This is a genomic window from Nitrospira lenta, from assembly GCF_900403705.1.
Classification (GTDB): domain Bacteria; phylum Nitrospirota; class Nitrospiria; order Nitrospirales; family Nitrospiraceae; genus Nitrospira_D; species Nitrospira_D lenta.
Genome location: NZ_OUNR01000019.1, coordinates 128,608 through 152,989, shown reverse-complemented (window position 1 = coordinate 152,989; position 24,382 = coordinate 128,608). Strand labels below are relative to the sequence as shown.

Genomic DNA, 24,382 nt, shown 5'->3' with positions numbered 1-24,382 from the left:
AGCGCATCTCATGAGGACCTGTCATGGGACCCATGCCCTCTGGACGCATGCCACGAGGACCCATCATGTGTCCCATTCCCTTTTCAATCGGACACTGACCTGTCTTCGCGACCACCGGGCAATCTTTCGCTATCTGTCGCTGGCAGTCCTCGCTTGACTTCCCCGTTCTCACACAGTCCGCCATCTTCTGGTACATATCCGCCATGTCTTTGCGCAACTCAGGTGACATCTGGTCCGTCATGGACTGGGACTTGTCTGCTCCGAAGCTCAAGGAAGAAAGACCCAACGTGAAACAGACAAGAACAGCTGAAATGGTGTGTCTTTGGGTACGCATGGCATGTGCTCCTTTCATGGTTCGGTCCTTACTTTTGATTAGACGTCATCGTCCCTAACAGGGCTCGATGTTGATCATGCGTGAGAACGTTGGTGGCCTCCCCCACCGCTCGGATGAAATTCATGCGCTGATCAGTCCGCAGTTTCTCGATCTCGGCTATTTTCGCCTGAATCTGAGTCGTGTCCGGCTGGTCGGCGCCTGTCAACTGGTACAGCTCCTGCTCGGCTTGATCGATGCGTCGTTGTGCCGTGGTGCGGTCAAGAAATGCCCTCTCCTTGAGCCGGTTCAACGTCATTTTTTGGTCGGCAGTCAGGGTGATATGTTTCGAATGGTTGAGGAAAAAACCGGTTGACCCGATGTGATACAGATGGGAGGCGCCAGGCTGTCCAGGCATCGTGGAAGACGAACTTTTCATGCCTCCCATGCCGCGACCAGGACCCATCATGCCACTCATCATCCCGCCCATCTCTCCCATACAGCACATCCCCATTTCTCCCCCTGAAGCCATCCCGCCCATCTCACCTTCATCCATCATCCCCATGCCACCGCCCGCACCAGACGACTTGCCACCAGGTGACATGCCCCCCATCTCACCCTGGTCACCCATCTTGCCCATCCCCCCGCCTAGACCTTGCGACATGCCACGGTTCTGACCCGTACCCATGCCGCCCATCTCACCCATATCGTCCATCACGACCATGGCCTTGCCGCCACCCATCTTCATACGGGAACCCGCCCTTGATCGCTTCATCCGATCTGTCTGTTGCACCGCCGCGCGCAGCTTTGCGACTTCCGCTTGCAGTTCTGTGATCTGATCGAGCAGGGCTTGAGGATCCTTATTCGAAAAGACATCTTCCCCCCAGCTCACTGAAGGCCATACAAACGTCACTACCATCACGGCTACAACGAGGGCATGAAACACTCGATTGGCCATAAGCGGTCTATTCTGTGTCATCGAACGACTCCTTTCTTTAAATGATTATGTAAGTAAGATCGCATTCCCTATCTGTACGGAAGCCGTTTCTAAAATCAGACCAGAACGCCGCTGCCGAAGCCTCTGACGCTTTCATGTTCGGCCTTCCAAGACTCGGCGATTTGCCCCACCTCGCTAGGTCCATGACACGCCGACGTATGGGGCCGGCACCGATCTCTTTGAGCGTGCCTTCCATTCGGTGCTATTTTCCCAACATCACTTAAACGCCTTGATCAACGCCTCAAACTGCGTTCGAAGTGATTTGTCGTGGGGCGTGATGGGCGGGATCGCGCGGTCGATACCGAGCAACTCATAGACGGCTATCTGCGCTGCCCGCACCGAATACTCCACCGTGAAGACGACATCGCCAGGAATTTCGACGAACTGGCTGATGAACGCGAAATTCCTCGAGTCACGCGGCACCGGCAGCGGCCGGTCGCTGCGCATGCGCGGCATGAACATGCTGGTGATGTAGGGCATCCGGCAAGGAATGCAGTTGGCCGATGCAACGGTCTCCAGATCGAAGCGTAAATGACCGCAGAGCTCCTGCAGGATGTCGGTGCCAGTGCATTCGGCCATCGGCTTCGGAACGAAATCGCCGACCCGATCCGGAAACAGCGCGTACCCCCAGAACACCTGGACGTCGACAGGCTGGTTGGTGAAGTGGGGCTGGTGCGCCAGCACGATCGACATCAGCCAGTTCGAGTCCTTGAAGGTCACCAGCCCGCCGGTGCCCGGCTCATTGCCGCTGAACTGATTCATCTCGTCGAAGAATGCGGGGTGCTTGAGCGTTACCGTGAACGACTCCCAGCACGACTGCGCGATGCAGCTGTTGAAGGCCGCAGGATTGCCGAACTGCGGCCGGCCTTGCGCGAGCTTTTCCCAGAGCGTCCAGCCGCCGCTGTCGGCCTTGGTTAGCTTCGCGGGTGCGCTCGTCATCGAACCGAGGCTGGAAGCGTCGGTCATGGAGCCGTTCTGCAGGAAGACGAGGTCGCCATCATTCACCGCAATCACTTCGCTGTTGCCCTGGCACAGACAATGGATCCCGGTCACGACGAACTTGCCGTCCTCGCTCTTGTGATCCAGGTCCGTCACCGTGCAGTCCCGGACCAGACGCACGCCCTGGGCCTCAAGCCAGCCCTGCAACGGCAGCACCAGGGAGTCGTACTGGTTGTAGATGGTCCGCTTGACGCCGCCAAGCGTTTCTATGCGCGAAAACTCCAGCATGAAGCGGTGCAGATAGCGCTTCAATTCAACCGCGCTGTGCCAAGGCTGGAACGCAAACGTGGTGACCCACATGTACCAGAATTCGGTCTCGAAGAACGCCGGCGAAAGCCAGTCGGTGATCCGGCTTGCGCCCAACGCATCTTCGTCGGCATTGCTGAGCTTCAGCAATTCGATCCGGTCCTGCATCGAGAATCCCATCGATGTCACCGGCACCTTGGCGCGCCGGCGATCGACAAGCCTCGCCATCGAATGCGCCTTGTACTTCTGGTTGAACTCGACGGTTTCCTCGAACACCGTCTTGCCCGGGTTGCCCAGTGAGGGAATCGACTTGAAGAGATCCCAGGTGCATTCGTAGTTGTCGGTGGTCAACATGCGACCGCCGCGCAACGAATACCCGTCCGCGGGATTTCCGGCGCCGTCCAGGCTTCCGCCCATGATGGGTGCCGCTTCGAGGATCGAAATGTTGCCACCAGGCATGTTGCCGTCGCGGATCATGAACGCGGCGGCGGCCAGCGATCCGATGCCGCCTCCCACGAGATAGGCCTTTGATTTCGTGCTCATGTCGTCTGGTTCGTCAGAAAGTTTGGTTACTTACGCAATGCACCTGCCTCGTCGGAATTCTTTTTTCCACTGGCTATGCCGGGGTGTCGATTGAAGCGACGCCCACCAACTTTGTGTTCACGAACTCCTGGATGCCCATGCTGGAGAGCTCGCGTCCGTAGCCAGAGTTCTTGATACCGCCGAACGGCAAATCGGCTGTCGTCCAGGTCGGGTGGTTGATGAACATCATGCCCGTGTCGATGCGGCTCGCCACGCTCTCGTACATCTCTGCCAGGGCCCCGGTTTTTTGCCCTGCTATCCCGTAATATCCTGCAAGTCGGGATGTCCGTTTGGGAATCCCGCATAGCTGTGAACACGGTGTGCCCCGAAACCAACCTAATGCTAGCGATCCATGCGGTGAGATATCTGTGCAATATTGGCCACATCACATTATTCTTTCTTTTGGATGTAGCTTAGCTGCGTGGCAACGTAAGAATCTCTCGCTCCGCGTCCACCCAGTCCGCCAGGGCGCACCCCTCCCGGCAACCTCGCTGGAGGTAAAGCTCGTAGGTTCGCTTAGTGATTCGCTCCTGTAACTCATCGGGCAACGAATACGTTGGGGTTTCATTCTTCCGTGTCCTTGTGCTTCCCCTTCAATAGTGGCTGCTTCATTTCGATCCCCTTTTCAATCTGCATCCTATTAAGTCGCACTTCCTCTTAAGTCGTACTTCCTCCTTCCATGCGCGAATGGCCCTGTCATGATCGTCAAGCTTTCGTATAAGTCCCCGGTGAACTTTCGCCTCACCGTGTTCACGGAACGAACAGCATGGAAACGGTCTCTAAGCCAAATCTCTCCGTGATATTGACCTTCATGACACTCTGCTCTCATGTCCGCCTGCTCTGGCGCACATACCATCGACATATCGAGGTCGACGACGACGACCCGAAAGATCAGCGGTGGAAGCGCCAGCACGAGCCCGACCGCGAATAACATTCAAACCAATCTAGCTCTCAACGCCCTCCTGCGGTGGCAGTGAACCTTGCCACTGCATCGATGAGGTGCAGTTATCTCGCATTCATCATCCGTACTGTGTTCGCGTATCTTCCCACTGCTCAATCCAACACATGACGCACTTCTTATTATATAGACGTTAAGGACCCTCCAGCATTACAGGTTGAGGTCTCCGCGCGAATGCCGCGCCCGGCTTTTCATCGTCGGAAAGGCGGACCCGTCACACGTGCAGTCCCGACAATCGCGCTCACAGCACGGATCGCACAAACGCACTAACCGTGCTCGTAAGACTTGGCGTGTAAAGACCTCTTTCTTTGAAACGCATTCACGGCTCATTGTCGGTCAATGCGGGGTGACGGGTGTCGATATCCGTCAACGGTACCTCCGGGTCATATGGCCCTCGCTGCAATCGTGGCCGAACAGCCGAAGGGACGGTCCTGCATGGCGTGGGAGATGACACATTCAGCGTCGTCTCCAGACGCTTCGATGGTCCGCTCTGAGATCGCTCAAACAAGTCTTCTCGCGAGCGCCTCGATGGGCTTCATCCCCTGCCCGAACCGTGCGATCGCTTCTCGGTGCCGTTCCAGTTCGGAATAGGGCAGATAGCGAACCTGGAGATCGCTCACCCGGCTGAACGCTGGGCGCCGCAATTGAGCTCTGACATCTTCCTCGCGCTCGTCCGGTGCCACGAGAAAGAGGCCATGCGCCGTCCCTGCGGCGCTGCCCAATGCCAGATCCAATAGCCGGACCACACCAGAATAGATGGACGTCGTATGCTCCACCTCGAAGGCCCCGGCGACCCGTCCACTGGCGGGATCCAGCCACAGGACATCGATTAAGCGCACGGCTTCCGCGCCCGGTCCTTCGCCTAACACGGACGGTAACGCCTCAAGACATCCATCTCCAAGGCGGCCGGTGCCGAGAGAGCGACCGCGGTCGTTGGCCGCAACCCACACCGCGAAGCCCAGCGCTTGTCCGAGATCACGCAACCAACCCTGAATTTCCGTGTGCGTGCGGTCTTCTTTTTCTGCGGTCGTCCTCGACTTCTCGAATTTCTTCGCTGTCGTCTGGACATCCGCAAGATCTCTCTCCCAGGTAGCCCGCGCGTGAGGGTCGTCCTCCTGTGGAGGCGCCGGATACCGCTCGACACCGAGATCGAAGAGCAGCCCGGCAAGCGCTCCGAGGTCATTCGACAACATATCTCGGTATTGCTCATTCAGTCGGAGCATCCCGCTGCGCATGGCGAGATACTCATCCCACCTGCCAAGTTTCACCCGAGCCCCGGTCAGGCGATTGTATCCCTTGACCATGGCGGTGTTGAACGGCGGTGCGAGGGTGGGATGCAGAAAGTAGAGAAGATTGCCCACCGCCGGGCCGAGGCCTTTGATGCGTTGCCGGTCCAACGCCTGAATTGACTCGAGAATCGTGTCCTCATCGCTACAACAGACACACCTGTCGAGGAATCGTGCGAAGGCAAGTTGATTGGCATGATTTTCATAGATATCAGGGATACGCAGCTTGGGCTTCCACAGGAATGCATGATCGGCTCCCTTGAAGATCTGGCGCTGCTCAGCGATGGACCCGACTACCGTTTCTAGGGAAGAGCCCTTGTACACGTTCCCGAAAGTGCCCTGTTCGATTTCTCTGACCACCTCGCCGATGCCTCGCCGTATGGATCGGAAGTTCTTCAGGCGTTCTTCCCATAAAAACCACGTTTGGTACGTCCCGCTGGCGTCTTCGCGCCACCTCAGAAGGAGGTCACGAAGAGGTCCAACCGTCCCTGTATCAGGAGTACTCGGCCTGGCACATTCACTCTTTTTCATCCGCTGCACCTTTACCGTTCAGATGACCGTAGTCGAACTGTTCCGACGAGGATCAGCAGGATGCCAGCCAGTGGCAAGCCGTGGGCCCATGGCGCATGGCGAAACTCAGACATGACAAACTCAAGACCGTGCTGGGCCACGTCAATAATCATCCCAAACGTAAAGAGCACGAGTCCACTGACCAGCATGAGGTAGGCCGGCTGAACAGGCTTGTACATGGTCGCACCTCCGTAACTTCGCCTATGAGGCTCGTACAGCGAGCCTCATAGGCATGCCATAAGTTAGTGACTATGCCCATGGCCGTCGGACATGCCCGAGGGTCCACTGGGCCTCGATGGCGCCTCCACTTTACTGAACGGAGGTGCGTCCTGGATGACGTCGTTCTCAGGCGCCAACGCCGCCGCTTTCAAGAAGTGAGGCTTTGCCTCGGCATCTTTCCCTTGCCGGTATAACACCATAGATCGTCGTCAGGGTGATGCGGATCACTACCTCGCCGACTCCAGCATGCGGCCGTTCCACCTCTTCCACACGGATGTTGTTGATCCCCTGAAACACGGTCGCTCGTATCGTTTCCATTGCGCACCTCTTTCCGCCCAGCAGAAACACATCGTCGACCGAGGCAAACCCAGAGACATCGATGGCTGTCCTGTTCTAGACGTCACCTTTCTTTCTTGCTGCCTTCCAGATCTCCATGGCAATCAACGGCAGGATGCCGATCCCGAATGCAAGAATCCAATGTTCAGGATCGAAGGGGACGACTTTGAAGATACCTTGAACAGGAGCCCAGAACACAATGCCGGCCTGCAGCAGCGCAGACAAGGCGACCGTCGCCAGCAACGGCTTGTTCGTCCAGAGGCCAAGCGCAAAGATCGATCGGTCCTCGCTCCGGTTGTTCAGGGCATGAAAGAGCTGCGCCAACACCATCACCGTAAAGGTCAGCGTGCGGGCACGCTCCAGATTGAGGTCCATGCCGTAGAGACAATACACAAACGCCAAGAGCGTGATCACAGCAAGGAAAGTTCCTTGAACAAACAGTCTCAGCAAGCGTGCCCGTGTGAGGAACGGCTCCTGCGGCGGGCGAGGGGGCCGTCTCATGAGCCCCTCATCCGCCGGGTCAACCGCCAAGGCTAGAGCAGGCAAGCCGTCCGTGACCAAGTTAATCCAGAGGATTTGCACCGGAAGCAGGGGGAGCGGGAGGCCAAACAGCGTCGCCAGCAACATGAGCAGGATCTCCCCGATGTTACAGGATAGCAGGTAGTACACACTCTTCCGAATGTTGTCATAAATCGCCCGACCTTCCTCGACGGCCGCCGCAATGGAAGCGAAGTTATCATCCATCACGACCATGTCTGAGGCCTCTTTGGTGACGTCCGTCCCGCTCATGCCCATCGCCACTCCGATGTCCGCCGCCTTCAGAGCCGGCGCGTCGTTCACCCCATCGCCGGTCATGGCCACAACCGCCCCCTGTTGCTTCCACGCGTGGACGACTCGAAGCTTATGTTCTGCCGTCACACGCGCATAGACGGCCACTGCCTTCACACGATCACGCAACTCCTCATCCGACATTTGGTTCAGCTCCGAGCCTGAGATGGCTTGCGCACCCGACTCCATCAGCCCGAGTTCTTTCGCAATGGCGACTGCCGTGTCCTTGTGATCACCCGTGATCATCACCGTCCGAATCCCAGCGGCGCGACAGGCTTCCACGGCCGCCTTCGCTTCCGGCCTGATCGGATCTTTCATCCCAACCAATCCCAAGAACACGAGATCGTGCTCCAGACTCTTGGCGTCATAGACGTCCGGAATCCGATCCAGCGGACGCAGGGCCACCCCAAGAACCCTGAGCGCGTGAGACGCAAGGCGCTGATTGGTGGCCGTAATCTCTTGGCGGATCACATCCGTGAGCGGCTGGATAGCCCCGCCTCGCGTGAGCCAGGCCTGGCAGTCGCGCAGCAGTACGTCTGGAGCCCCTTTGATAAAGGCGACGGGACCGGAGGGAGTGCGGCGCACCACCGTCATTTTCTTTCGCTCTGAGTCAAACGGCACTTCGCCCAGCCAGAGGTTTTCCTGTTCAAGGTGATGCTTTGTCAATCCGGCCTTGGCTGCCGCAACCAGCAACGCGCCTTCCGTGGGATCACCCACGATGTGCCAGAGAAAGGCCTCCAGCCGAAGGTCGGCACCATTACACAGCACCGAGGCGCGCAAGAGCGTCATGAGTCCTGGTTTCAGAGCTGGTGCCGTCGGCTCACTGTCCGACCGGATCTCCCCGACCGGCGCGTACCCTTCACCGGTCACGGTAAAGACGTCGCCCCCTTGATAGAGGGTCGTCACCGTCATCTCGTTCTTCGTGAGCGTCCCCGTCTTGTCGGAGCAGATCACGGTGGTCGAGCCCAAGGTTTCGACGGCGGGCAACCGCCGGATCAAGGCATGCCGTTTCACCATCCGCGTCACGCCTAAGGCCAGCGTGATAGTGACCACGGCCGGCAGGCCTTCTGGGATCGCCGCCACGGCCAGGCTCACGGCGGTGAGGAACATCGTCACCAGCGGAATGCCGCGCAAGGCCCCGAGCAGAAACACCACCACCACGATGCCCAGCGAGAGCCACAGTAAGGTGTGGCCGAGGTGCTCCAGGCGACGTTGCAGCGGCGTTTCCTCTTGCTCGGCCTGGGTTTCTCGGTGAATCAGCGCGGCAATCTTCCCAAGCTCCGTCTGGGCTCCAGTGGCCGTCACCAGCGCGCGCCCTTTTCCGGAGACAACGATGGTCCCCATGAAGAGCATGTTATGGCGGTCACCCAAGGGCACCTCTGTCTGAAGAATCGGCTTGGCGGATTTGGCGACCGGGGTCGATTCGCCGGTCAGCGAGGCTTCCTGGGTCTGGAGCCCCGTCGCATAGATGACGCGACTGTCCGCGGGAACACGGTCGCCCGCTTCGATCTGAATGAGATCGCCCGGCACGAGCTCACGCGCGGGGATTGACCGGATCACCCCCTCTCGGATCACGCGCGCCATTGTGATCGAGAGCTTTTTCAACGCCGCGATGGACTGCTCGGCTCGGTACTCCTGCACAAAGCCCAGGAGAGCGTTCAGCAGGACGATGGCGAGGATCGCGGCGGCATCCACCCATTCTTGCAGCAACCCGGAGATGATCGCCGCTCCGATCAGCACCCAGATGATGACGCTGGTGAACTGTCCGAGGAGGAGCGTCAGGGCTGAGACCGGAGGAGTCTCGGGCAGTTCATTCGGACCGTGCTCAGCCAGGCGCTGCTGGACCTCCCGCTCAGCCAATCCTCTGTCCAGATTGGACTGCAAGGTCGTCTCAAGTTCGTCCGGCGTATGCGTGTGCCAATCGTGCGCGTTCATGTCACCTCCGGCAATGTCCGGCCTTCACTCACGTTGTCCTTCCCAGTGCGTCTGCTATAATCCTGCGCGATGAGCATTCTGGCCACTTGCTCCGAGCAGGCACGCGTGATCACGTCCAGCCTTGCCGCCGTCGTGATGGCCTCCCTCCTCGCGAGCTGTGCGAGCGCTCCCACTTTTTCCCGAACGGTGTACGAGGACCCAACCATTCTTGTGCGGTTGGACAGTCCCGTGGTTCAGGAGGAGGTGTCTGGCGAACCCCGTGGGGAGATTGCTGAGTTGACTCCCGGTAATCTCGCTGAACTCTTGCAATCCTTGAGGATCCAGCCGGAGATCAGCTTTCTCAGCTACTGGGTTCTGAGACAAGAGCCGCAGCCTGAAACGGCTTTTCCCAAGGACGAAGCCCAACTCCTCGCCCCACATCTCCGAGCCGCATTGGCCAAAGCCCGGCCCAACGAAATGCCGGTCTTTGTCCTCCGGCGGACCCGCGAGGATGGCATTCCCCTTGTCACAACCGGAGGTTTGCTCATCCATGGCGATCAACTCCTTGTCCTGCTGGCCAATGCCCGGAGACCTGCCACCACGCAACGAAAGATCGAGATGGCCCGAGAGACGCCACTTCACCCGCTGGGCGAGGTGGATTTTCACTTCGTACCTGGACCCTACCAGGCCACGCTGGTCAGGAACGACCTCCCAACAAGTATCGCCGTGACTTCTGCCCCGGCTCTCTCGGTCGACTACCGGGCATGGCTCGCCAGCTTCTTGCAGCATGGCCGAGGTTCCTCTCCGACTCAGACAGAACCGGAAATTCCGGCGGCGATGATCGAAGAGAAGCTCCACCGCTTGAAGACCTGGCGCGAACAGGGCCTGATCACTGACGACGAATATCAACAAAAGCGCCAAGAACTCCTCCAACATTTTTAACCCACGTCTCGCGCTGCACTACCCGTCGATGTAGTGACCGCATGGCGGTCTCACGCTAAAAAGCGAAGTGAAGGCCGAGCAGGTACCGTTCTTGACTGCTTGATGCAACGCTGTTGGGTTCCCCGATCCCTAGGACGTTGAGCCCCTCTCCTCTCACCTTGGTGAACTCTGCGGTCACACGCACATTCTCTACCACGTAGTATGAGATATGGCCGGTCACGAGCGTCCCGTTCGCCGTGGTCGGATTGTTCGGACTTCCAGCGACGCTCCCCGTGTCCTGCATCTCATAGCGAGCGTCCAGGAAGAGTTTCTCAGGGATGACTTCCAGGATACCCTCGACCAGGTAATTGCGCCGATCCTGTTTATAGACTCCCCCAATGTCCCAGTTGTAGTAGTAGCCGAGCAAGACTTGGCCCCGACCAAAGCGGAGATTCAGAGTCGCATCCAGTTGCTGCCGAGTCCGGCCGTCAATGATCGGGGAGGGCTGATCGGAATTCGCCTTCGTGTTGATGTACCTGATGCCGATGATGTGGTCCCACAAGGTTTTGCTACCCCAGGCATAGAAGCCTTGCAGCTTGGTGTTCAGGTTGACGGCGGGGGGATTCGTACCCTCTTCCCGTTCATCGTTCACAATCCCGGCCGCGTACCGGAACCCGGACCAGAATCCGTTCAACTCGGCTCCCGTCACATTGAACGTGACCGGGGCCAGGTACTGCTGGAACGTCAAGCGGCGCTTCTGTGACAGATAGTAGTGTTCGTTCAGCATCTGGCCCGCACGCGCGTTCAGCACACTGGCGGGTATGATGTCGCTGAACTGCATCCAGATCTGCTCATTGCTGAACGGCCCTCTCTCGGCGACATTCTGGGCGAACTCCGCCAGAAACCCGACCTTGGGCGCGGCGGTGCCCGCGGCCATCAGCTCTACCTCGCCGATCTGGGCCTCGCTCGTGGTCGAAAGCCTCGCTTTCGTCACCGGGTCATCCTGATGGGCATTGAGATACTGCATGGTGCCGATCACCGAAACGGGCAGACTCTTCAGCTCCCAGGGATACTTGCCGTTCTCGCCCGGCAGCCGGAAGCCCCGTTGCTTGAACTCCATGCCGAACTCGTTCAGCAGTGGAAACGCCGCATGGCAGTCGCTGCACTTGAGCCCGTGTTCCCGCGAAAACGTAGGAATAGCCGACGCCCGCCGGGCGGACGCCAGCACCACAGCGACCAATACCACGAGCATCAGTACGATCGTCACCGGTAGCAGTGGTTTCCTCATGCGCGCCCCCTCCACTCAGGCGATCTACCTGCCCGCCTGCGCCAAGGTCCGCAGGTATGTGATCACCTGCCATCGTTGCTCTTCGCTCAACTTGTCTTTGAAGCCCGGCATCTTGGAGCCAGGCTTTTTCTCGGAGAGACGCCAGAACCATTCGGCGTCCGAATGCTTCGCGCCTTCAGTCGGATCAGACAAATCGTGCGCGCCCTTGCCGAGTTTCGTCGGCTTGCCGTCACTCCCATGACATCGGGCACAATTGACCTCCGGATTGACCGTGCCGTCGTAAAGGTCCTTTCCTGCTACCCGGGCTTTGGGATCGTCGCGCATGCCCATCGGCATGATTTTGCCGGCATACTCGGATGGAATGGCGTCCTTGGTGCCCTCATCCGCCATCGCAGCAGCCCACCCGAGACACAGCAACAATCCAGCTTGGAGCATCATCCTAAGCAGCGCGCCGCATGTCCTTCTTGCCCATTGAGCATAGTCAGTCGTCATGGTCTGTCTCCCGTGTGTCGATCGTTTCCTCGAGCCCACCACATCTCATAGAGCGAGATACCAATTTGCAGGGCCAGTGACAGGCCCATGAGCACGCCCCCACCAATCACAATGTAGGCAAACAGCGGATCGTGTTTGGTAAACCACCAGGATCCAATGTCGAGCCAGATGGCCAGGAAGGGAATCACCACGAGAATGGCCCGAACAGAGGACGGCCTGTCACTGAAGACGAAGATGAGACTGGTAAACATAAAGATGAAGCTCATGCCGAACAGATGAATATGAGAAACCCGCACGAGTGACTTGATGGATTGCCCGAGATCCACCTCGGTATAGCGAGCGACCTCTGCATAGGACGTCAGCGTCGGCAAGCCCGTCCCTGATGACACGCTGTGACATTCCGCGCAGGCCTGCGTCAGGGTTGGCTGGACCTTCGCGAACTCGGCTTCGCCCGCTCCCTGTCGTATCCATTGGACGAGCACTTTTCTCTGGGCGTCGCTCACATACTCCGCCATGGGTCCTCGGAGAGCCGCTTCAAGCTTGGTCGTGTCCCGTTGACCGTAATATTTCATGATCACGGCGGTGACGAGTCCCATTCCATGCTTGGTGTGTGGCTCCACATCCATCAGATAGAGGTAGGCCAAGGCGAAGAGATAGGCGACGCCGATTGTGAGCAGAAAGACGCTCGCGAGGACTTTGAGGGGCAGCGCCAGTGTTCGGAGGGTCATCTTATCTTCCCATACGCAATATCCTGCAGAACGATGGCCTCAGGGTCTCCGACCGATACTGTCTGGCTGCACTCAAAGTCCTTGTGACTAGGATTGGCGTCCACAATTAGATTAGACTGGAGGCTCATCGGCCGAGCATCTCCCGTTCCGCATCAAGCCAATCCTCAAGAGCATAGCCTTCGCGACAGCCGCGCTCCACATACAATTCATACGCACGCTCTTCAATTCTCGCTGTGAGCTCATCTTGACCATGCGCTGGCTGCTCACCCGGTTCGCGAACAGGAACAGCTCCTTTGAGTGCTTCCTTGACCTGGATACGGGAGGATTTCTTCGTTTGGCGGTCTTGGGACGGGGTTGCCATGCTCACACCTTTCTCTTGTTCAGACGTTAGCGGCCACCGAGCGTTCACCTTCAACGACGGGCATTGGGGCGAAGGGCTGATCGAGACAGGCGGGAGGGAACGCAGGCGTTTTCGCGATGCGCCGGAGCGTTTCCACGATCCGTTCCGGCTTGCCCCAGTCACTCCACAGCACTCCGGTCAGCTCCATCACCGCGACACATTCCGGAACCAGTTGTAATAAGTCCGATGAGAAGTTCTTCGTCGGCATGGCTTCATAGATTGAATTGAGCACGCGGCCTTCCTCTGACGTATCAAGAGCGTGTTCCAGTCTTTCGAAGAGGGGAATGAGGTCGGGGAAACACTGCCTACCCAACTCCCAAAGCGTACTGATCTTGCTGACCATGACGAAGGTGTTCCAGAGCGCCCTTCGGGCAAGCGCGGCATCCGCCTGCGCTACGGTGGGTTTCTCGATGAATGCTCGCACTGCCTGGACATTCGCATCCAATCCCCCAGCAGGCAAGATCTCCCCTGGCAGGATCCACCCGTATTCGAGCTCAAGACGATCCGGCATGACACCCAACAGCAGAATCCGGTCTGGCAATGACTCGGCAACGCCGGTGGCTTGCAGCACGACGTCCAGAAATCGCGATTCGGGATAGACAAAATGATCCGATGGGTAGATGACGACCGTGGCGTCGGGATCTCGGGCTCGCACATAGGTCAGGGGCAGGAAAATCCCGGCCGCAGTGTCGCGATTCTCAGGCTGCAAGACCAAGGTGCCCAGGCCCCGCTGTTTGAGCTGTGCGAGGGCGTCCGGTCGATGCCCACGCGCCACCACGGCCACGGTCCGCTTGGGAGGAGTCAGTCTGGTCGCCCGATCGACGGTATGTTGGAACATAGACCGAGATCCCACAAACGTACAGTACTGTTTCGGCTTATGGCGGCCCAGCCATCGCTCAATCAGTGGCCGCACCCGCTCGCCTTCCCCACCAGCCAAGATCACCGACCAGGCCCGCGCCGATCGCGATTCACGAGATTCCATGACCTGCCTCCTCTTTGCTGTCCGCTGCATTACAACCATGGCTCACGCACCGGTGGAGGTCGGCCCTTTTCCACCGGACGCGCTGCGAGGATGATGTCGGTGTCGCTTCACAAATCGATGCTCCCGGACCAACACTTCTGATCCCCTAATCCGGTCCGCCACTCTTTGATGTCACTCACCATGGAAATCATTCTTTGTCGATGTAGCGCCGTGGACTCTGTTCGAACAACTGCTTACACGCTGGGGTGCAAAAGTAATAGATATCGCCTTCGTGCTCGCTCTTCCCCGCGCTTTGGAATGGGATGACCTCCATCCTGCACACTGGATCAATGGTCTTGGCTGATGCCTCAAGGTTCATGGTCGCCTTTTCCCTAACGGGATCTGGCAGAGGCCCCACCCAAGAGCCGTCAGGTCTCCTGATCGCCTCTGACACGGCAGATATCAGGGCATGGCTGCTGTACGGTTTCGTCAAAAAGGCCCTTGCACCATAGTGGAGCGCCGCTGTTTTATCGGCCTCGTTAGCTGTTGCGGTCAGCATAATAATTGGCAATGTCGGATCTCCCTCCTTGAGTCGTCGGAGCACCTCCAATCCGTTCACATCTGGCAACTCCAAGTCGAGGATCACGACCCCAAATCGTTGATCCCGTACCTGCTCAAGCGCCTGAACGCCTGTCCCGACGCTCTTGGCCATGTAGTGTTGCGACTCCAGCAAATCGTGCAAGGCTCTACGAATATCCTCATCGTCATCGACAATCAACACTCGCATTGCACCAGGATTCATTTGAGCATCGACCTTTCTCTCTTCCAGGCGGTTGCGGCGGTTCGGCTCTACGCGCATGCGCGCCTTCTCCGAAACGTTACTTGCACGCCCTTCCGCCCTTCATATGGGCTTACGAACGGGTCTATCAGATCTCTCCGAACGCTGCCCCCGGCACAGAAGACGCCCCTGTGACCTTGATCCGTCGAAGTTCGAATCGGCAGCAGGGATCGGTACCGCAGCACCCGGGATGCGCGCACTGAAATTGGAACTCCACCGCGCGCACGGAGGCCGGGAACGGTCCGAGGGTGACTCCGAAGCGGTGCACCGCGGCCATCACCCCGCCAGCCGGGATCATCTCGTCCGTTCGCCAGGGTCCGTCGGGATCGATTCTCCACAGCAGCTGACCAGCGCAATTGGTCCGGATCGTCAGCTGGTCCTCGGGCCGGATCGAGGCGATCGGTCGCGCGAACGTCCAGATCAGCGTATGGGGCACGATGGACGTCCTGAGGGTCACTGGGGGCGTATGATCCGCCGCGCGATAGACATTGGTCAGATGCTGTCGGAACAGATCGTCGAAGTCGGCATCCGAATCCGAAGTCTGGTCTTCGCCAAACCACCAGAACCAGTCGCTGCCCTCGGCCGCGTAGAGGGAGTCGAAGGCTCGCACGCGGCGTCGAGGAGTCGTCTTGACCTGATCGAGCCAGTCACGGGTTTCCCGCAGGAGGTCCCAAGCCCGGTTTTCTTCAGCCTCGCCGATCCAGGTGCCGAGATCGTTCCCGGACCGCGAGCCGTTCTCGTCGATCCAGCTCGCCTCGAACAGGTCATACACTTGAGGCAATGCGGTCAGCGAATGTGCAGGCACCCGCCGCGCCGGATTGCCTTCGAGGTATTCGCGGAACGTGACGGTCCGGATCTCAGGATCGCCGGCGAGCGCCGCGTACAGCGCATGCAGGAACGGCCGCGCCTGCTGCGGATAGGCTCCCCAGGCGTTTTCACCGTCCAGGATGATGGACACGATCCGGTTCGGCGGATCATTGACTCGCCACGCGAATCGTTCCTTGAGTTCTCGCAGGAAGTCCATCGCCGCCTCTCGAGGGTCCGGATAGCGCTGATACTGAAACCCGATCTTGTCCGACAGCCTCGTGTCCCGGAAAAATACGGCCAGGCCGCGACCCGCTTCGCCTTCTGCCCGATAGCCTTGGCAGAGGACATTGGGGTTCTGAACGTCGTATCCGTACTGCCCGGACCGCTCCAGCACACCACGATCCGTGGCGATCCAGTGCATGCCGGCCTCGGCAAACAGCGAGACCACTGGCTGCCCGACCGCGCCCTCGGCGGGCCACATCCCCGCCGGCGGATGGCCGAACCGGTCCAGATAGAAGGTCACGGCCTGATGCACCTGCACAGTGGCATCCTCCGGCCGGTGAAAGCGCGTGGGATGCGTGGCGCCGTCACGGTCGATCGTGGCCTGATCGGTATCCACGAGCAGGGGGAGAATGGGATGGTAAAAAGGGGTTGTGGAGACTTCGATCTGTCCGCGGTCCTGGAGCCGTCGATGAATCGCGACCACGTTGCGCATGATCGTGAGCTGCTCGCCGACCATCTGTTCGATCTGAGTCATCGTGAAGCCCCTGCCCTGTCGGATGAGGTCAGCCACGGAGGCGGTCCCCCCATCAGGCAGCGACACGGGTCCTTCCTGAAACTCTGGCGCGAACCACGCCAGGTTGAACCACATCTGGAGATCGGTCAGGTCTTGGGTAGTAAAGAGCTTGCCGTCCCGGCGCTGCGCAAAGAGTTCGCGATAGCGGGGCCAGGGGTAGATCTGCCCGTGCCAGTCCGCCTCGAAGAACGTGCTGAGGAGTTCCTCGCGCTGCGCGGCCGAGAGACGCGCGGCCGCCGTGAGCGTGAGATCCAGCGCCTGATCTGTGGCATCACGTTCGGCATAGTCTTCGATCTGCCACAGGAGGACTGGCGTGAGATTGATCGTGAGATGCACGTCGGGATAAGGCTCCAGCATGGCCGCCATCGCGTAATAATCACGAATGGCATGCAACCGCACCCAGGGAAACCGGTAGGCCCCTTGTGGTCGCTTAGCCTGCAGATCCTTGTAGAGCGGTTGGTGCTGGTGCCAGAGGATCGCGAGGTGCAGCTTCGGACCCACCTCAAAGTTGAAGGTTCCGCCGTCGCGCGGACCGGCCAGAGACTGCCCTCGCAGCCGGTACTCCACCCGATCCCCGTCCGTGAATGGCCCAACGTTGAGATACCAGAAGCTATTGGCCTCCCGGTTGAAATTCCAGGTGCCCGCCACCTGTCCTGTGGTCTTCGTGCCGTCCTGGTGCAGGACCCGATAATCGATCCAGATCCGCTGGCCAGACTCAATCGGCCAGGTGCCGAACTGAAGATTGGCGTGCTGCCCCCCGCTCACCAAGAACGGGACGCGTGGCGCGTCGGGTGTGAGATGCCAGATGACCATCGTTCTGCTCGCCTCTCCCCGATCCGCCTCAGTCAAAGCGAGACCGGTTTTTCTCCGTCCTCGGGCTCATACGGCTGCCGGCGACGGGTTGGCAGGAATCCGGGAGTCACCGCCGCATAGCGGTCGTACACCTCCCCGAACTCTTGCCGCATGGTGCGCTCCTCGGTCTGGGCCAACCGGGCATACATGCCCACGAGCACGGGAAACATCAGCAGCGTCGGGAGCGTGGGCCACAGGACCAAGAACCCGAGCATGATCAGGATAAACCCCGTATACTGCGGGTGACGGATGTGCGCGTAGGGGCCTGTCATGGCCAGCACATGAGTGCGTTGGACTTCATGTAACACGCTCCAGGCCGAGGCCAGGAGTGCGAAGCCGCCGACAATGAGGGCGCTGCTCAGGAGATGGAACAAATCGAAATGGGAGTGAGCCTTGACGCCCAGCAGCGTCGGCCATAGATGGCCGGCTTCGTGAGAAAAGACATCAAGCCCCGGATGCTGGCTGACCAACCACCCGGACAGGAGATACACGGTCAACGGGAACCCGTACATCTCGGTGAAGAGCGCCACAATAAAGGCGACAAAGGCGCCCAGTGACCGCCAATCACGCGCCGTGCGCGGTCTGGTGAAACTGAACGCGAAGATGATGAAGACCAAGGAATTGATGAGGACCAAGGACCACAGGCCGTAGGCAGGTTCCCTAGTCATGTCTGTGTCCTCCCGCATGGTCAGCGTCATGGACCGACTCTGAGGCCGGGCGGTTTGGTGCTTCGTCGTGACCATGCCTGCCATGCAAGAACAGATGAAGCAGCGGGCACGCGAGCAGCAACAGATACGGCAGCAGGCCAAAGAGATGGGCCCGATGTTCGGTCAGCAGGAAAAACCCCGTGATCGCCAGAAAGGCGCAGAGCGCGATCCAGGAACGACTTGACGGGCTCGAGCGACGATCAGACATAGGCATTCGCCGTATACTGTTGCACCATGCGGTGCGTGTTGAAGAAGGAAGCGTTGAAGGCAATGGTCGACCGCATGATCTCGCTCCATCGCGCTCGGTCCTGATAGAACAAGGGCGCAATCACCCCGCGCAGCTTGTCGTAGAGCTCACGGGCATCCTGGGCTCCGCTCCCCTCCCGTGAAGGGGCATCAGAAGCCCCGCGCCCAATAGACCACCCCGTCACACCTTCGACATAGCCTTCCACCCACCAGCCGTCGAGGACGCTCAAGCTGGGCACGCCGTTGTGCGCGGCCTTCATGCCAGAGGTTCCGGAGGCTTCCAACGGACGCAGGGGTGTGTTCAACCAGAGATCGACGCCGGAGGTGAGGAGCTTGGCCAAGTCCAGGTCGTAATCCACTAAGTAGACGATTGGAATCTCCAGCTTGAGCTGCTCGGCGATGCGGATGATCCGTCGAATGATTTCTTTCCCCGACTCGTCCTTGGGATGGGCCTTCCCCGCAAACATGAATTGGATCGGGCCCACTGTGCGGGCCATATCGATCAACTGGCTCGGCTCTGAAAAGACCAGCTCCGCCCGCTTATATTGGGTGGCGCGACGTGCGAATCCAATGGTCAGCGCGTCGTCGCGAAAGGGCACGGGTGTCCGTTTCCGAACCTCTCCGAGCAATCGCCGCTTGGCGTCGACATGCGCGGCCCAGATCTCTTGGGTCGGAATGCTGATGGCATGGCGGAGGGCGAAAGGATCAGTTCGCCAGCCAGGGATATGCCGGTCATAGAGCTGCTGGAAGCTGGGAGCTGTCCAGGTGGCCGAATGCACCCCATTCGTAATGGAGTCGATGGCATACCCCGGAAACATGTCCTGCGAGACTTCCCCGTGACGCTTGGCGACCCCGTTCACGTAGGTGCTCATATTCAAGGCCAGGAGCGTCATGTTCAGCCGGTCTCTGCCGCCCAGCATCTGCAGAACTTCCAGCGGCGTGGTGTCGCCAAGCATCTGCTTCACCAGCTCATACGAGAACTGATCATGGCCGGCCGGCACGGGGGTGTGGGTGGTGAAAATGCAGGCCCGCCTCACTCCATCGAAATCCCAGGCCGCCTGCTCTCCCTGTTTACGCTCGCCTAGCAGCTCAAGGGCCAGCACGGCCGCATGGCCTTCGTTCATGTGGAACCGTTCAATGTGGGTATAGCCCAGGGCTCGGAGCATTCTGACCCCGCCGATGCCTAAGACAACTTCCTGAGCCAGACGGTAGCGTTCATCGCCACCATAGAGGTCACTCGTCAGGTCCCGATCGCCGGCCGCGTTCTCCTCGACATTAGTATCTAAGAGCAGCAAGGGAATCACATAGCCCGTGAGGCCGGTGATGTCGTACTGCCATGCCTGAACGACGACGGGACGGCCTTCAATGGACACACGGACCGTCGCCGGGAGCAGCCGGGCGAGCTTCGAGGGATCCCACTGTACGGGCTGTTCATGCTGATTACCCCATTCATCCAGGTGCTGTTCGAAATAGCCACGCCTATAAAGCAGACTGACCGCAACAATCGGGATTTTGAGATCGGCGCAGGATCGCAACGTGTCACCCGCCAGGACGCCCAAGCCCCCGCTGTAGGTCGGCATGCCTTCATCCGTCGCGACTTCCATCGAGAAATAGACAATGCGTCTGCTTACATCCGTAGCGCCAAGCGCCACTCCTGCCGATGCAACCGCGTAGCGTTCTGGTCTGGCCAAGAAGGTTCGTTGGCAGAGCTCGGAACAGAACCGAAACTCTTGTCCCTGAGAGACGACAGAGAGTCCTTCACCAATCGGAAGCATCATGCCGCAGACCGGATCTTTCACAGTATTCATCGGTAATGCACCTTCTCTCTTCGTCCGTACAGAGTCCCGACGACGTTGAACCTGTCGACTAGGAGGACATTCGTGCCTACCCTCGGGGTACCGTAAGAATCTCTCGCTCCGCGTCGACCCAATCCTCCACGTCGCACCCCTCCCGGCAACCTCGCTCGAGATAGAGCTCATAGGCCCGCTTCGCGATGCGCGCCTGTAGCTCATCGGAGAAGGCCCCTTCTTGGGGGTTATCCTCCGGTGATGTGACGGCCTTTTCGTCACGCTTCCCCTGCACAAGTTGCTGCTTCATGTCGATCCTCCCTTTCTACTGGTCTCCAATCGAGTGGTTCTTCCTCGTTCCACCGCAGGGGCCTGCCCTGGTCGTCAAGTCTTCGCAAGAGACCCCGTGAGAACGCTCGCGTCACCGTATTTCACGGAACGAACAGGCGGCTCGGACGATGACCCGCTCACGTCCTCCCCGCCGTGAGAGGGACTGACTCACCGCGGGTCCTGCTGCCCGCGCAACCTCTCCAGTATCCAATCCTGAAACGCTTGGTGCGCGGCGACCTCCTGGAATACGGCCCGCTCAAGCGTCGAGTGATGGTGGAGATGTTCGGCGAGGAGCCGGGCAAGCTTTCGATCCCCATCAGGTCCTTGTCCAAGTTGATGGAGCACCTCGTGCACAAAGTGCTCATCCTGCGTACCCCGTGCCACCAGTTGCTCCCGCAAGGCTCGATCTCCCAGGACCCGTTCCACCACCGGCGCATCCGCCGGCATCGCCTGGGCACAGGCCGAGAGTCCTAGCGCGATACCAATCCCCAGCCATCCCGTCGGCCACCGCATCCTGTCCTCCTTGGGCCAGATCCCATAAAACGGTTTTGCGGAGTCATTTACTGAATTATGCCGTGCGGACGCATCGCCCGGTGTTCTTGGGCCAGCGCATCCGCTTCGTCCGCCGCTTTCAGATTGTTTTGAGCGATCGCCCGACAGTGCGCGGCGTGCTGCTTGGGCTCAGTCTTCCCGTGAGGGTCTGAATGTTTGTCATAGAACTCAGCCCAGGACTCCCACTGCTTGGCCTTCTCCCTCATTTCTTGCGCCTGCTGGGTGTAGTAGTTGGCCAAGCCGTTATGATCGTTTGCGTTAATCATCCGTTGAGTTGAAGTCTCTGCACAGCCTTGCAGCACCAGCACGAGCCCGACAACGAATACCATAGAAACCAATCTCACTCTCAACATGGCGCCCCTCCTGTGGTGGCAGTGAACCTTGTCACTGCATCGATGAGTTGCAGGTGTCTCGTATTCATCACCCGTACTCTGTTCCCGTATCTTGCCACTTCAATCCAAGACACTGACACACTTCATCTAGATAGACGTTGAGGACCCTCTAACATTACAGTTGGGGGTCTCCGCGCGAATGCCGCACCCGCCTTTTCATCGTCGGAAAGGCGGACACATCACACATGCAGTTCCGACAATTGCGCTCACAGCACGGGCCACAAAACCGCACTAAGCGTGCCCGTAAGACTTGGCGTGCCCGATGTAACCGCACTCTCAGGTTATTGCGGGTCACCGCCAAATCTTTCGCGACTGTTTTGGATGACTCGCCCTTGAGATCAATGCGCCGGATGAGTTCCGCATAACTTGGCCGCAGGGTGGCCAGAAGCACGGATGCACAACTGCACGGGTTGTCGCCGACCTCCTCAAACGGAGGCACCTTGCCATGCCCTGAGTGGATGAGGGCCTGGCGATAGGCTTTCTTTCCCCTCGCTTCGACTCCATGCTTCCGCAGATAGTCGACAAGGGCATGGCGGAGGATGCTGCAGAACCAGGCCACGGCATCCTCACGACGCCGTAACGAGGATCGGCGTTCTACGGCTCGGAGAACACCCTGCTGGAAGAGGTCCTGCGCCACGCCGGTATCCCCAATTCGGTGACGCAAAAAAGATAGAAAGGCGGCCCTCGCATTCAGAATTTGCTGGATCGGGTCCTGCCCACTATGCGCTTGTGCATGCCGATTGTTGCTTTGGTTCCTACGCCTCATCATGACCTGGCCACTCCCTGTCCAACAGTGCTGACTTGCGCGGCACCGCCCCCCTCCGACCGATCCGCGTCGGAGCAGGCCGTTTCTACCTTCAGCGCTGGACCTCGTTCACGGCTCACCAACTCGGTGAATTGGCCCATAGCTGGCCTGCCTACTGGACCAAGCCGTGTGGGCGCATCGCTCTGTGTTCCGCAGCCAAGGCATCGGCTTCATCCGCCGCCTTCTTGTAGTTTGGGGCGATCGTGCGGCATGCTGTCCCGTGGCGTCTGGCTCCGGGTGTTTCTCATACAATCCGGCCGCGAACTCCCACTGCTTCGCTTTCTCCCGAAGCTTCTGAGCCTGGTCAGCATAGTAATTGGCCAGGTGCGGATGATCGTGAGAGCTAATCATCTGTTGGGCTGGCACCCCGGTACTCTGTTGGGACGACATTCCTGCACATCCCTGACTCCAGAGAGCCAAGCCCAGAATCGACACGACGGACACCAAGCGAATCATCAACCGCTTCTTGACCTCCTCCTGTTTTGCAAGAGCACCCAGAGTTCTCGCTTCAATGAATCCATCCGACGACTTCCACAGCCCAACCCACTGGTTGAAACGGCAAAACCAATGCCGTCAACGCATTTATGCCGAAACTCACTGGTGAAGCGGGTCATGGCGAAACTGTTCCCCAACACTCAAACCGTTTAGGCGCTTCTTAAGAGGCACAAAGGGGCAAATGCCTGAAACTCCATGACCCCAAACGCTACACCTGGACACCATCGTTGACTGCATTCTGAGCCTGTGTTACCGAATGATGCCGCCATGACAGAAAGGATGAAGCTCATACGCACCTTTTGGTTGGGCCGATGTCTCAGTGCCGCGCTGCTGGCAACCAGCATCGGCTGCGCATCGGGTCCTCCACAAGATCTCATCTTGCGGGACGATCATGCCGGGCTCGCGCGCTGGTATGAACGGGAGGCCGCCACCCTGCGGGATAAGGCAGAAGAGATGCGCCGCATGGCGGAAGAATACGCAAAGCCCGACTACCTGCCATCTCCGAAACACACCAAGGAGGACCTGATTGCTCATTGTCGGCTCTTCATTAAGCTGTACACCGAGACTGCGCGGGAAGCCGAGACTCTGGCCAAACTGCATCGCGACCTGGAGAAAACTATTCCCTAAATAAAGGACACCGTTCCGCCCTGCCTAGTGGCTGTGCATATGTCCATCCGACGACATTCCCGGAACTTCCTTGTCCGGAACCTTCACGCCTCTGAGAGGCGGCGCATCCCAAATGACTTTGTTCCCCGGCGCGAGATTCGCGGCCTTGATGAAATGCGCATCGCCCTCTTGCATCGCCTTCAGTCGATACAAGGTCATGCCTAAGTTGTAGTGGGCTTCGGCGAACTCCGGAGACGCGGCGATCGCCGCGTCGAAATGTTGTTTTGCACGCTCCCACTGTTGCTGTTGATAGGCCTGGATCCCTTCGTCATTGTGACGCGACGCCGCGGCATTCGTCCCGCCCGGTGCGGACAAGACCGTCCGCTTGGGTGTCGACTGGCACCCGAGTCCCAGAAGCGTGAGTCCCACCATCGCCATCACCACGATCTCCCTATACGTCATCCTGTCCTCCTGTTTTTCATACGAGGGCCTGCGTTCACACTGACTCACTTCTCCGTGGGTTCTCCGCTTTCATCAACGACAAGGTCCCAAACGCTGTGCTGTAGCGAGCCGTTTCTTCGACCGCTTTAAAGCCCGCTTCGCGGACCAAGTCCGGGAGGAGGCCTTTCATGTTGTCGCTTGCTTCTTCGAGCCACCGCATGATCCAAGAAACGGCAGCCATCCCGGCATGGTGCGGTGGGCCGAAATCCGCGATGTGGAGTTCCCCGCCTGGACGCAGGACACGAAACGCTTCGCGCAACGTCCGCCGTTTGTCGTCTCGGGTCAAGTGATGCAGTAGCAGACTGGTCAAGATCCGATCGAAGACCTGGCTCGGATACGGCAACTCAAAGGCGAGGCCCTGATCGAGCGGGATCGTCACCGCTGCGTCGGCCAGTTTGGTTCTCGCAAGCGCAAGCACCGTGGGATCTCCATCAAGTCCGATGACCTGGGCCTCGGGATGCCGCTGCTTAATCAGGATCATGAGGGTCGCCGTGCCACAACCAAGATCCAGCACGTGATGCCCCGGCTGGATGTGCGCCTGCTCCACGAGCGTCGGCTTGAAGACCGCTTCCCGCATGGTCCAGCGGATCATAGAGCGGCGTCAGCCAGCCGAATCGCAAAGCCGGGATGTAT

Annotated in this window: 26 protein-coding genes and 1 pseudogene; 3 read left to right on the top strand and 24 right to left on the bottom strand. The window is 59.0% G+C overall.

Going from position 1 to position 24,382, the window contains the following annotated elements:
* Positions 1–362: 362 nt before the first annotated feature.
* The 4 genes and pseudogenes from NITLEN_RS15430 to NITLEN_RS18940 all read right to left on the bottom strand — a co-directional run bounded on the left by NITLEN_RS15430 (position 363) and on the right by NITLEN_RS18940 (position 3,682).
* The gene (locus NITLEN_RS15430; RefSeq protein WP_121990530.1) at positions 363–1,289 is read right to left on the bottom strand and encodes a periplasmic heavy metal sensor; all 927 of its coding nucleotides are present in this window, start codon (positions 1,287–1,289) and stop codon (positions 363–365) included.
* A 234-nt stretch (positions 1,290–1,523) separates the two neighbouring features.
* A complete protein-coding gene (locus NITLEN_RS15425) occupies positions 1,524–3,095 on the bottom strand; it encodes an oleate hydratase (RefSeq protein ID WP_121990529.1) in 1,572 nt (523 codons plus the stop codon).
* Positions 3,096–3,168: 73 nt separating this feature from the next.
* Positions 3,169–3,399 (bottom strand): annotated as a pseudogene (locus NITLEN_RS15420) (aldehyde dehydrogenase family protein); the annotation flags it as partial.
* Between the two features lie 148 nt (positions 3,400–3,547).
* Complete coding sequence (locus NITLEN_RS18940) at positions 3,548–3,682, bottom strand: DUF2934 domain-containing protein (protein WP_121990528.1); 135 nt, start codon at positions 3,680–3,682, stop codon at positions 3,548–3,550.
* A 218-nt stretch (positions 3,683–3,900) separates the two neighbouring features.
* Between NITLEN_RS18940 and NITLEN_RS18210 the strand changes: the two genes are divergently transcribed.
* The gene (locus NITLEN_RS18210; RefSeq protein WP_181416911.1) at positions 3,901–4,065 is read left to right on the top strand and encodes a hypothetical protein; all 165 of its coding nucleotides are present in this window, start codon (positions 3,901–3,903) and stop codon (positions 4,063–4,065) included.
* A 527-nt stretch (positions 4,066–4,592) separates the two neighbouring features.
* On the opposite strand, the gene NITLEN_RS15405 is transcribed toward NITLEN_RS18210, so the two are convergent.
* The 4 genes from NITLEN_RS15405 to NITLEN_RS15390 all read right to left on the bottom strand — a co-directional run bounded on the left by NITLEN_RS15405 (position 4,593) and on the right by NITLEN_RS15390 (position 9,266).
* On the bottom strand, positions 4,593–5,909 hold the full coding sequence (locus NITLEN_RS15405) for a type II restriction endonuclease (RefSeq protein WP_121990526.1): 1,317 nt from the start codon (positions 5,907–5,909) through the stop codon (positions 4,593–4,595).
* An 11-nt stretch (positions 5,910–5,920) separates the two neighbouring features.
* On the bottom strand, positions 5,921–6,127 hold the full coding sequence (locus NITLEN_RS15400) for a hypothetical protein (protein ID WP_121990525.1): 207 nt from the start codon (positions 6,125–6,127) through the stop codon (positions 5,921–5,923).
* Positions 6,128–6,293: 166 nt separating this feature from the next.
* Positions 6,294–6,485 (bottom strand): hypothetical protein, encoded by a 192-nt coding sequence (locus NITLEN_RS15395; RefSeq protein WP_121990524.1) that lies wholly within the window; start codon positions 6,483–6,485, stop codon positions 6,294–6,296.
* A gap of 75 nt (positions 6,486–6,560) precedes the next feature.
* Positions 6,561–9,266 carry a calcium-translocating P-type ATPase, SERCA-type gene (locus NITLEN_RS15390; RefSeq protein WP_121990523.1) on the bottom strand — a complete coding sequence of 902 codons (2,706 nt, stop codon included), beginning with the start codon at positions 9,264–9,266 and terminating at the stop codon, positions 6,561–6,563.
* 105 nt (positions 9,267–9,371) lie between these two features.
* On the opposite strand from NITLEN_RS15390, the gene NITLEN_RS15380 reads away from it, so the two are divergent.
* Positions 9,372–10,187, top strand: coding sequence for an SHOCT domain-containing protein (locus NITLEN_RS15380; RefSeq protein WP_146216221.1), 816 nt, complete (start codon positions 9,372–9,374; stop codon positions 10,185–10,187).
* 55 nt (positions 10,188–10,242) lie between these two features.
* On the opposite strand, the gene NITLEN_RS15375 is transcribed toward NITLEN_RS15380, so the two are convergent.
* The 14 genes from NITLEN_RS15375 to NITLEN_RS18935 all read right to left on the bottom strand — a co-directional run bounded on the left by NITLEN_RS15375 (position 10,243) and on the right by NITLEN_RS18935 (position 22,108).
* Positions 10,243–11,454 carry a hypothetical protein gene (locus NITLEN_RS15375; protein ID WP_121990520.1) on the bottom strand — a complete coding sequence of 404 codons (1,212 nt, stop codon included), beginning with the start codon at positions 11,452–11,454 and terminating at the stop codon, positions 10,243–10,245.
* A gap of 24 nt (positions 11,455–11,478) precedes the next feature.
* Entirely contained in the window at positions 11,479–11,946 is a 468-nt protein-coding gene (locus NITLEN_RS15370; protein ID WP_121990519.1) for a c-type cytochrome, read from the bottom strand.
* Positions 11,943–12,674: a hypothetical protein gene (locus NITLEN_RS15365; RefSeq protein ID WP_121990518.1), complete on the bottom strand. Its 732-nt coding sequence runs from the start codon at positions 12,672–12,674 to the stop codon at positions 11,943–11,945. The genes NITLEN_RS15370 and NITLEN_RS15365 overlap by 4 nt, the downstream gene beginning before the upstream one ends.
* A 124-nt stretch (positions 12,675–12,798) precedes the next feature.
* Positions 12,799–13,035, bottom strand: coding sequence for a DUF2934 domain-containing protein (locus NITLEN_RS15360; RefSeq protein WP_121990517.1), 237 nt, complete (start codon positions 13,033–13,035; stop codon positions 12,799–12,801).
* A 19-nt stretch (positions 13,036–13,054) separates the two neighbouring features.
* Positions 13,055–14,056: a sugar phosphate nucleotidyltransferase gene (locus tag NITLEN_RS15355; protein ID WP_181416910.1), complete on the bottom strand. Its 1,002-nt coding sequence runs from the start codon at positions 14,054–14,056 to the stop codon at positions 13,055–13,057.
* Between the two features lie 187 nt (positions 14,057–14,243).
* The gene (locus NITLEN_RS15350) at positions 14,244–14,894 is read right to left on the bottom strand and encodes a response regulator (protein ID WP_121990515.1); all 651 of its coding nucleotides are present in this window, start codon (positions 14,892–14,894) and stop codon (positions 14,244–14,246) included.
* A gap of 67 nt (positions 14,895–14,961) precedes the next feature.
* Entirely contained in the window at positions 14,962–17,289 is a 2,328-nt protein-coding gene (locus tag NITLEN_RS15345; RefSeq protein WP_121990514.1) for a glycoside hydrolase family 57 protein, read from the bottom strand.
* Between the two features lie 32 nt (positions 17,290–17,321).
* Positions 17,322–17,996, bottom strand: a complete 675-nt coding sequence (locus NITLEN_RS15340; protein ID WP_121990513.1) for a methyltransferase family protein — start codon at positions 17,994–17,996, stop codon at positions 17,322–17,324.
* Complete coding sequence (locus NITLEN_RS18590; RefSeq protein WP_425464147.1) at positions 17,989–18,249, bottom strand: DUF2933 domain-containing protein; 261 nt, start codon at positions 18,247–18,249, stop codon at positions 17,989–17,991. Before NITLEN_RS18590 ends, NITLEN_RS15340 begins: the two co-directional genes overlap by 8 nt.
* Positions 18,236–20,089: an alpha-glucan family phosphorylase gene (glgP, locus tag NITLEN_RS15330; RefSeq protein ID WP_121990511.1), complete on the bottom strand. Its 1,854-nt coding sequence runs from the start codon at positions 20,087–20,089 to the stop codon at positions 18,236–18,238. The genes NITLEN_RS18590 and glgP overlap by 14 nt, the downstream gene beginning before the upstream one ends.
* Positions 20,090–20,165: 76 nt before the next feature.
* The gene (locus NITLEN_RS15325; protein WP_121990510.1) at positions 20,166–20,378 is read right to left on the bottom strand and encodes a DUF2934 domain-containing protein; all 213 of its coding nucleotides are present in this window, start codon (positions 20,376–20,378) and stop codon (positions 20,166–20,168) included.
* Positions 20,379–20,566: 188 nt separating this feature from the next.
* Complete coding sequence (locus tag NITLEN_RS15320) at positions 20,567–20,911, bottom strand: hypothetical protein (RefSeq protein ID WP_121990509.1); 345 nt, start codon at positions 20,909–20,911, stop codon at positions 20,567–20,569.
* Positions 20,912–20,958: 47 nt separating this feature from the next.
* Positions 20,959–21,303, bottom strand: coding sequence for a hypothetical protein (locus NITLEN_RS15315; protein ID WP_121990508.1), 345 nt, complete (start codon positions 21,301–21,303; stop codon positions 20,959–20,961).
* A gap of 154 nt (positions 21,304–21,457) precedes the next feature.
* Entirely contained in the window at positions 21,458–22,108 is a 651-nt protein-coding gene (locus NITLEN_RS18935) for an RNA polymerase sigma factor (RefSeq protein WP_425464149.1), read from the bottom strand.
* Positions 22,109–22,909: 801 nt separating this feature from the next.
* Here NITLEN_RS18935 and NITLEN_RS15300 point away from each other — a divergent pair.
* Positions 22,910–23,269: a hypothetical protein gene (locus tag NITLEN_RS15300; RefSeq protein WP_121990505.1), complete on the top strand. Its 360-nt coding sequence runs from the start codon at positions 22,910–22,912 to the stop codon at positions 23,267–23,269.
* 24 nt (positions 23,270–23,293) lie between these two features.
* Here NITLEN_RS15300 and NITLEN_RS15295 read toward each other — a convergent pair whose 3' ends face one another.
* Positions 23,294–23,710, bottom strand: coding sequence for a tetratricopeptide repeat protein (locus NITLEN_RS15295; RefSeq protein WP_121990504.1), 417 nt, complete (start codon positions 23,708–23,710; stop codon positions 23,294–23,296).
* 34 nt (positions 23,711–23,744) lie between these two features.
* A complete protein-coding gene (locus NITLEN_RS15290) occupies positions 23,745–24,341 on the bottom strand; it encodes a class I SAM-dependent methyltransferase (protein WP_219999473.1) in 597 nt (198 codons plus the stop codon).
* Positions 24,342–24,382 lie beyond the last annotated feature (41 nt).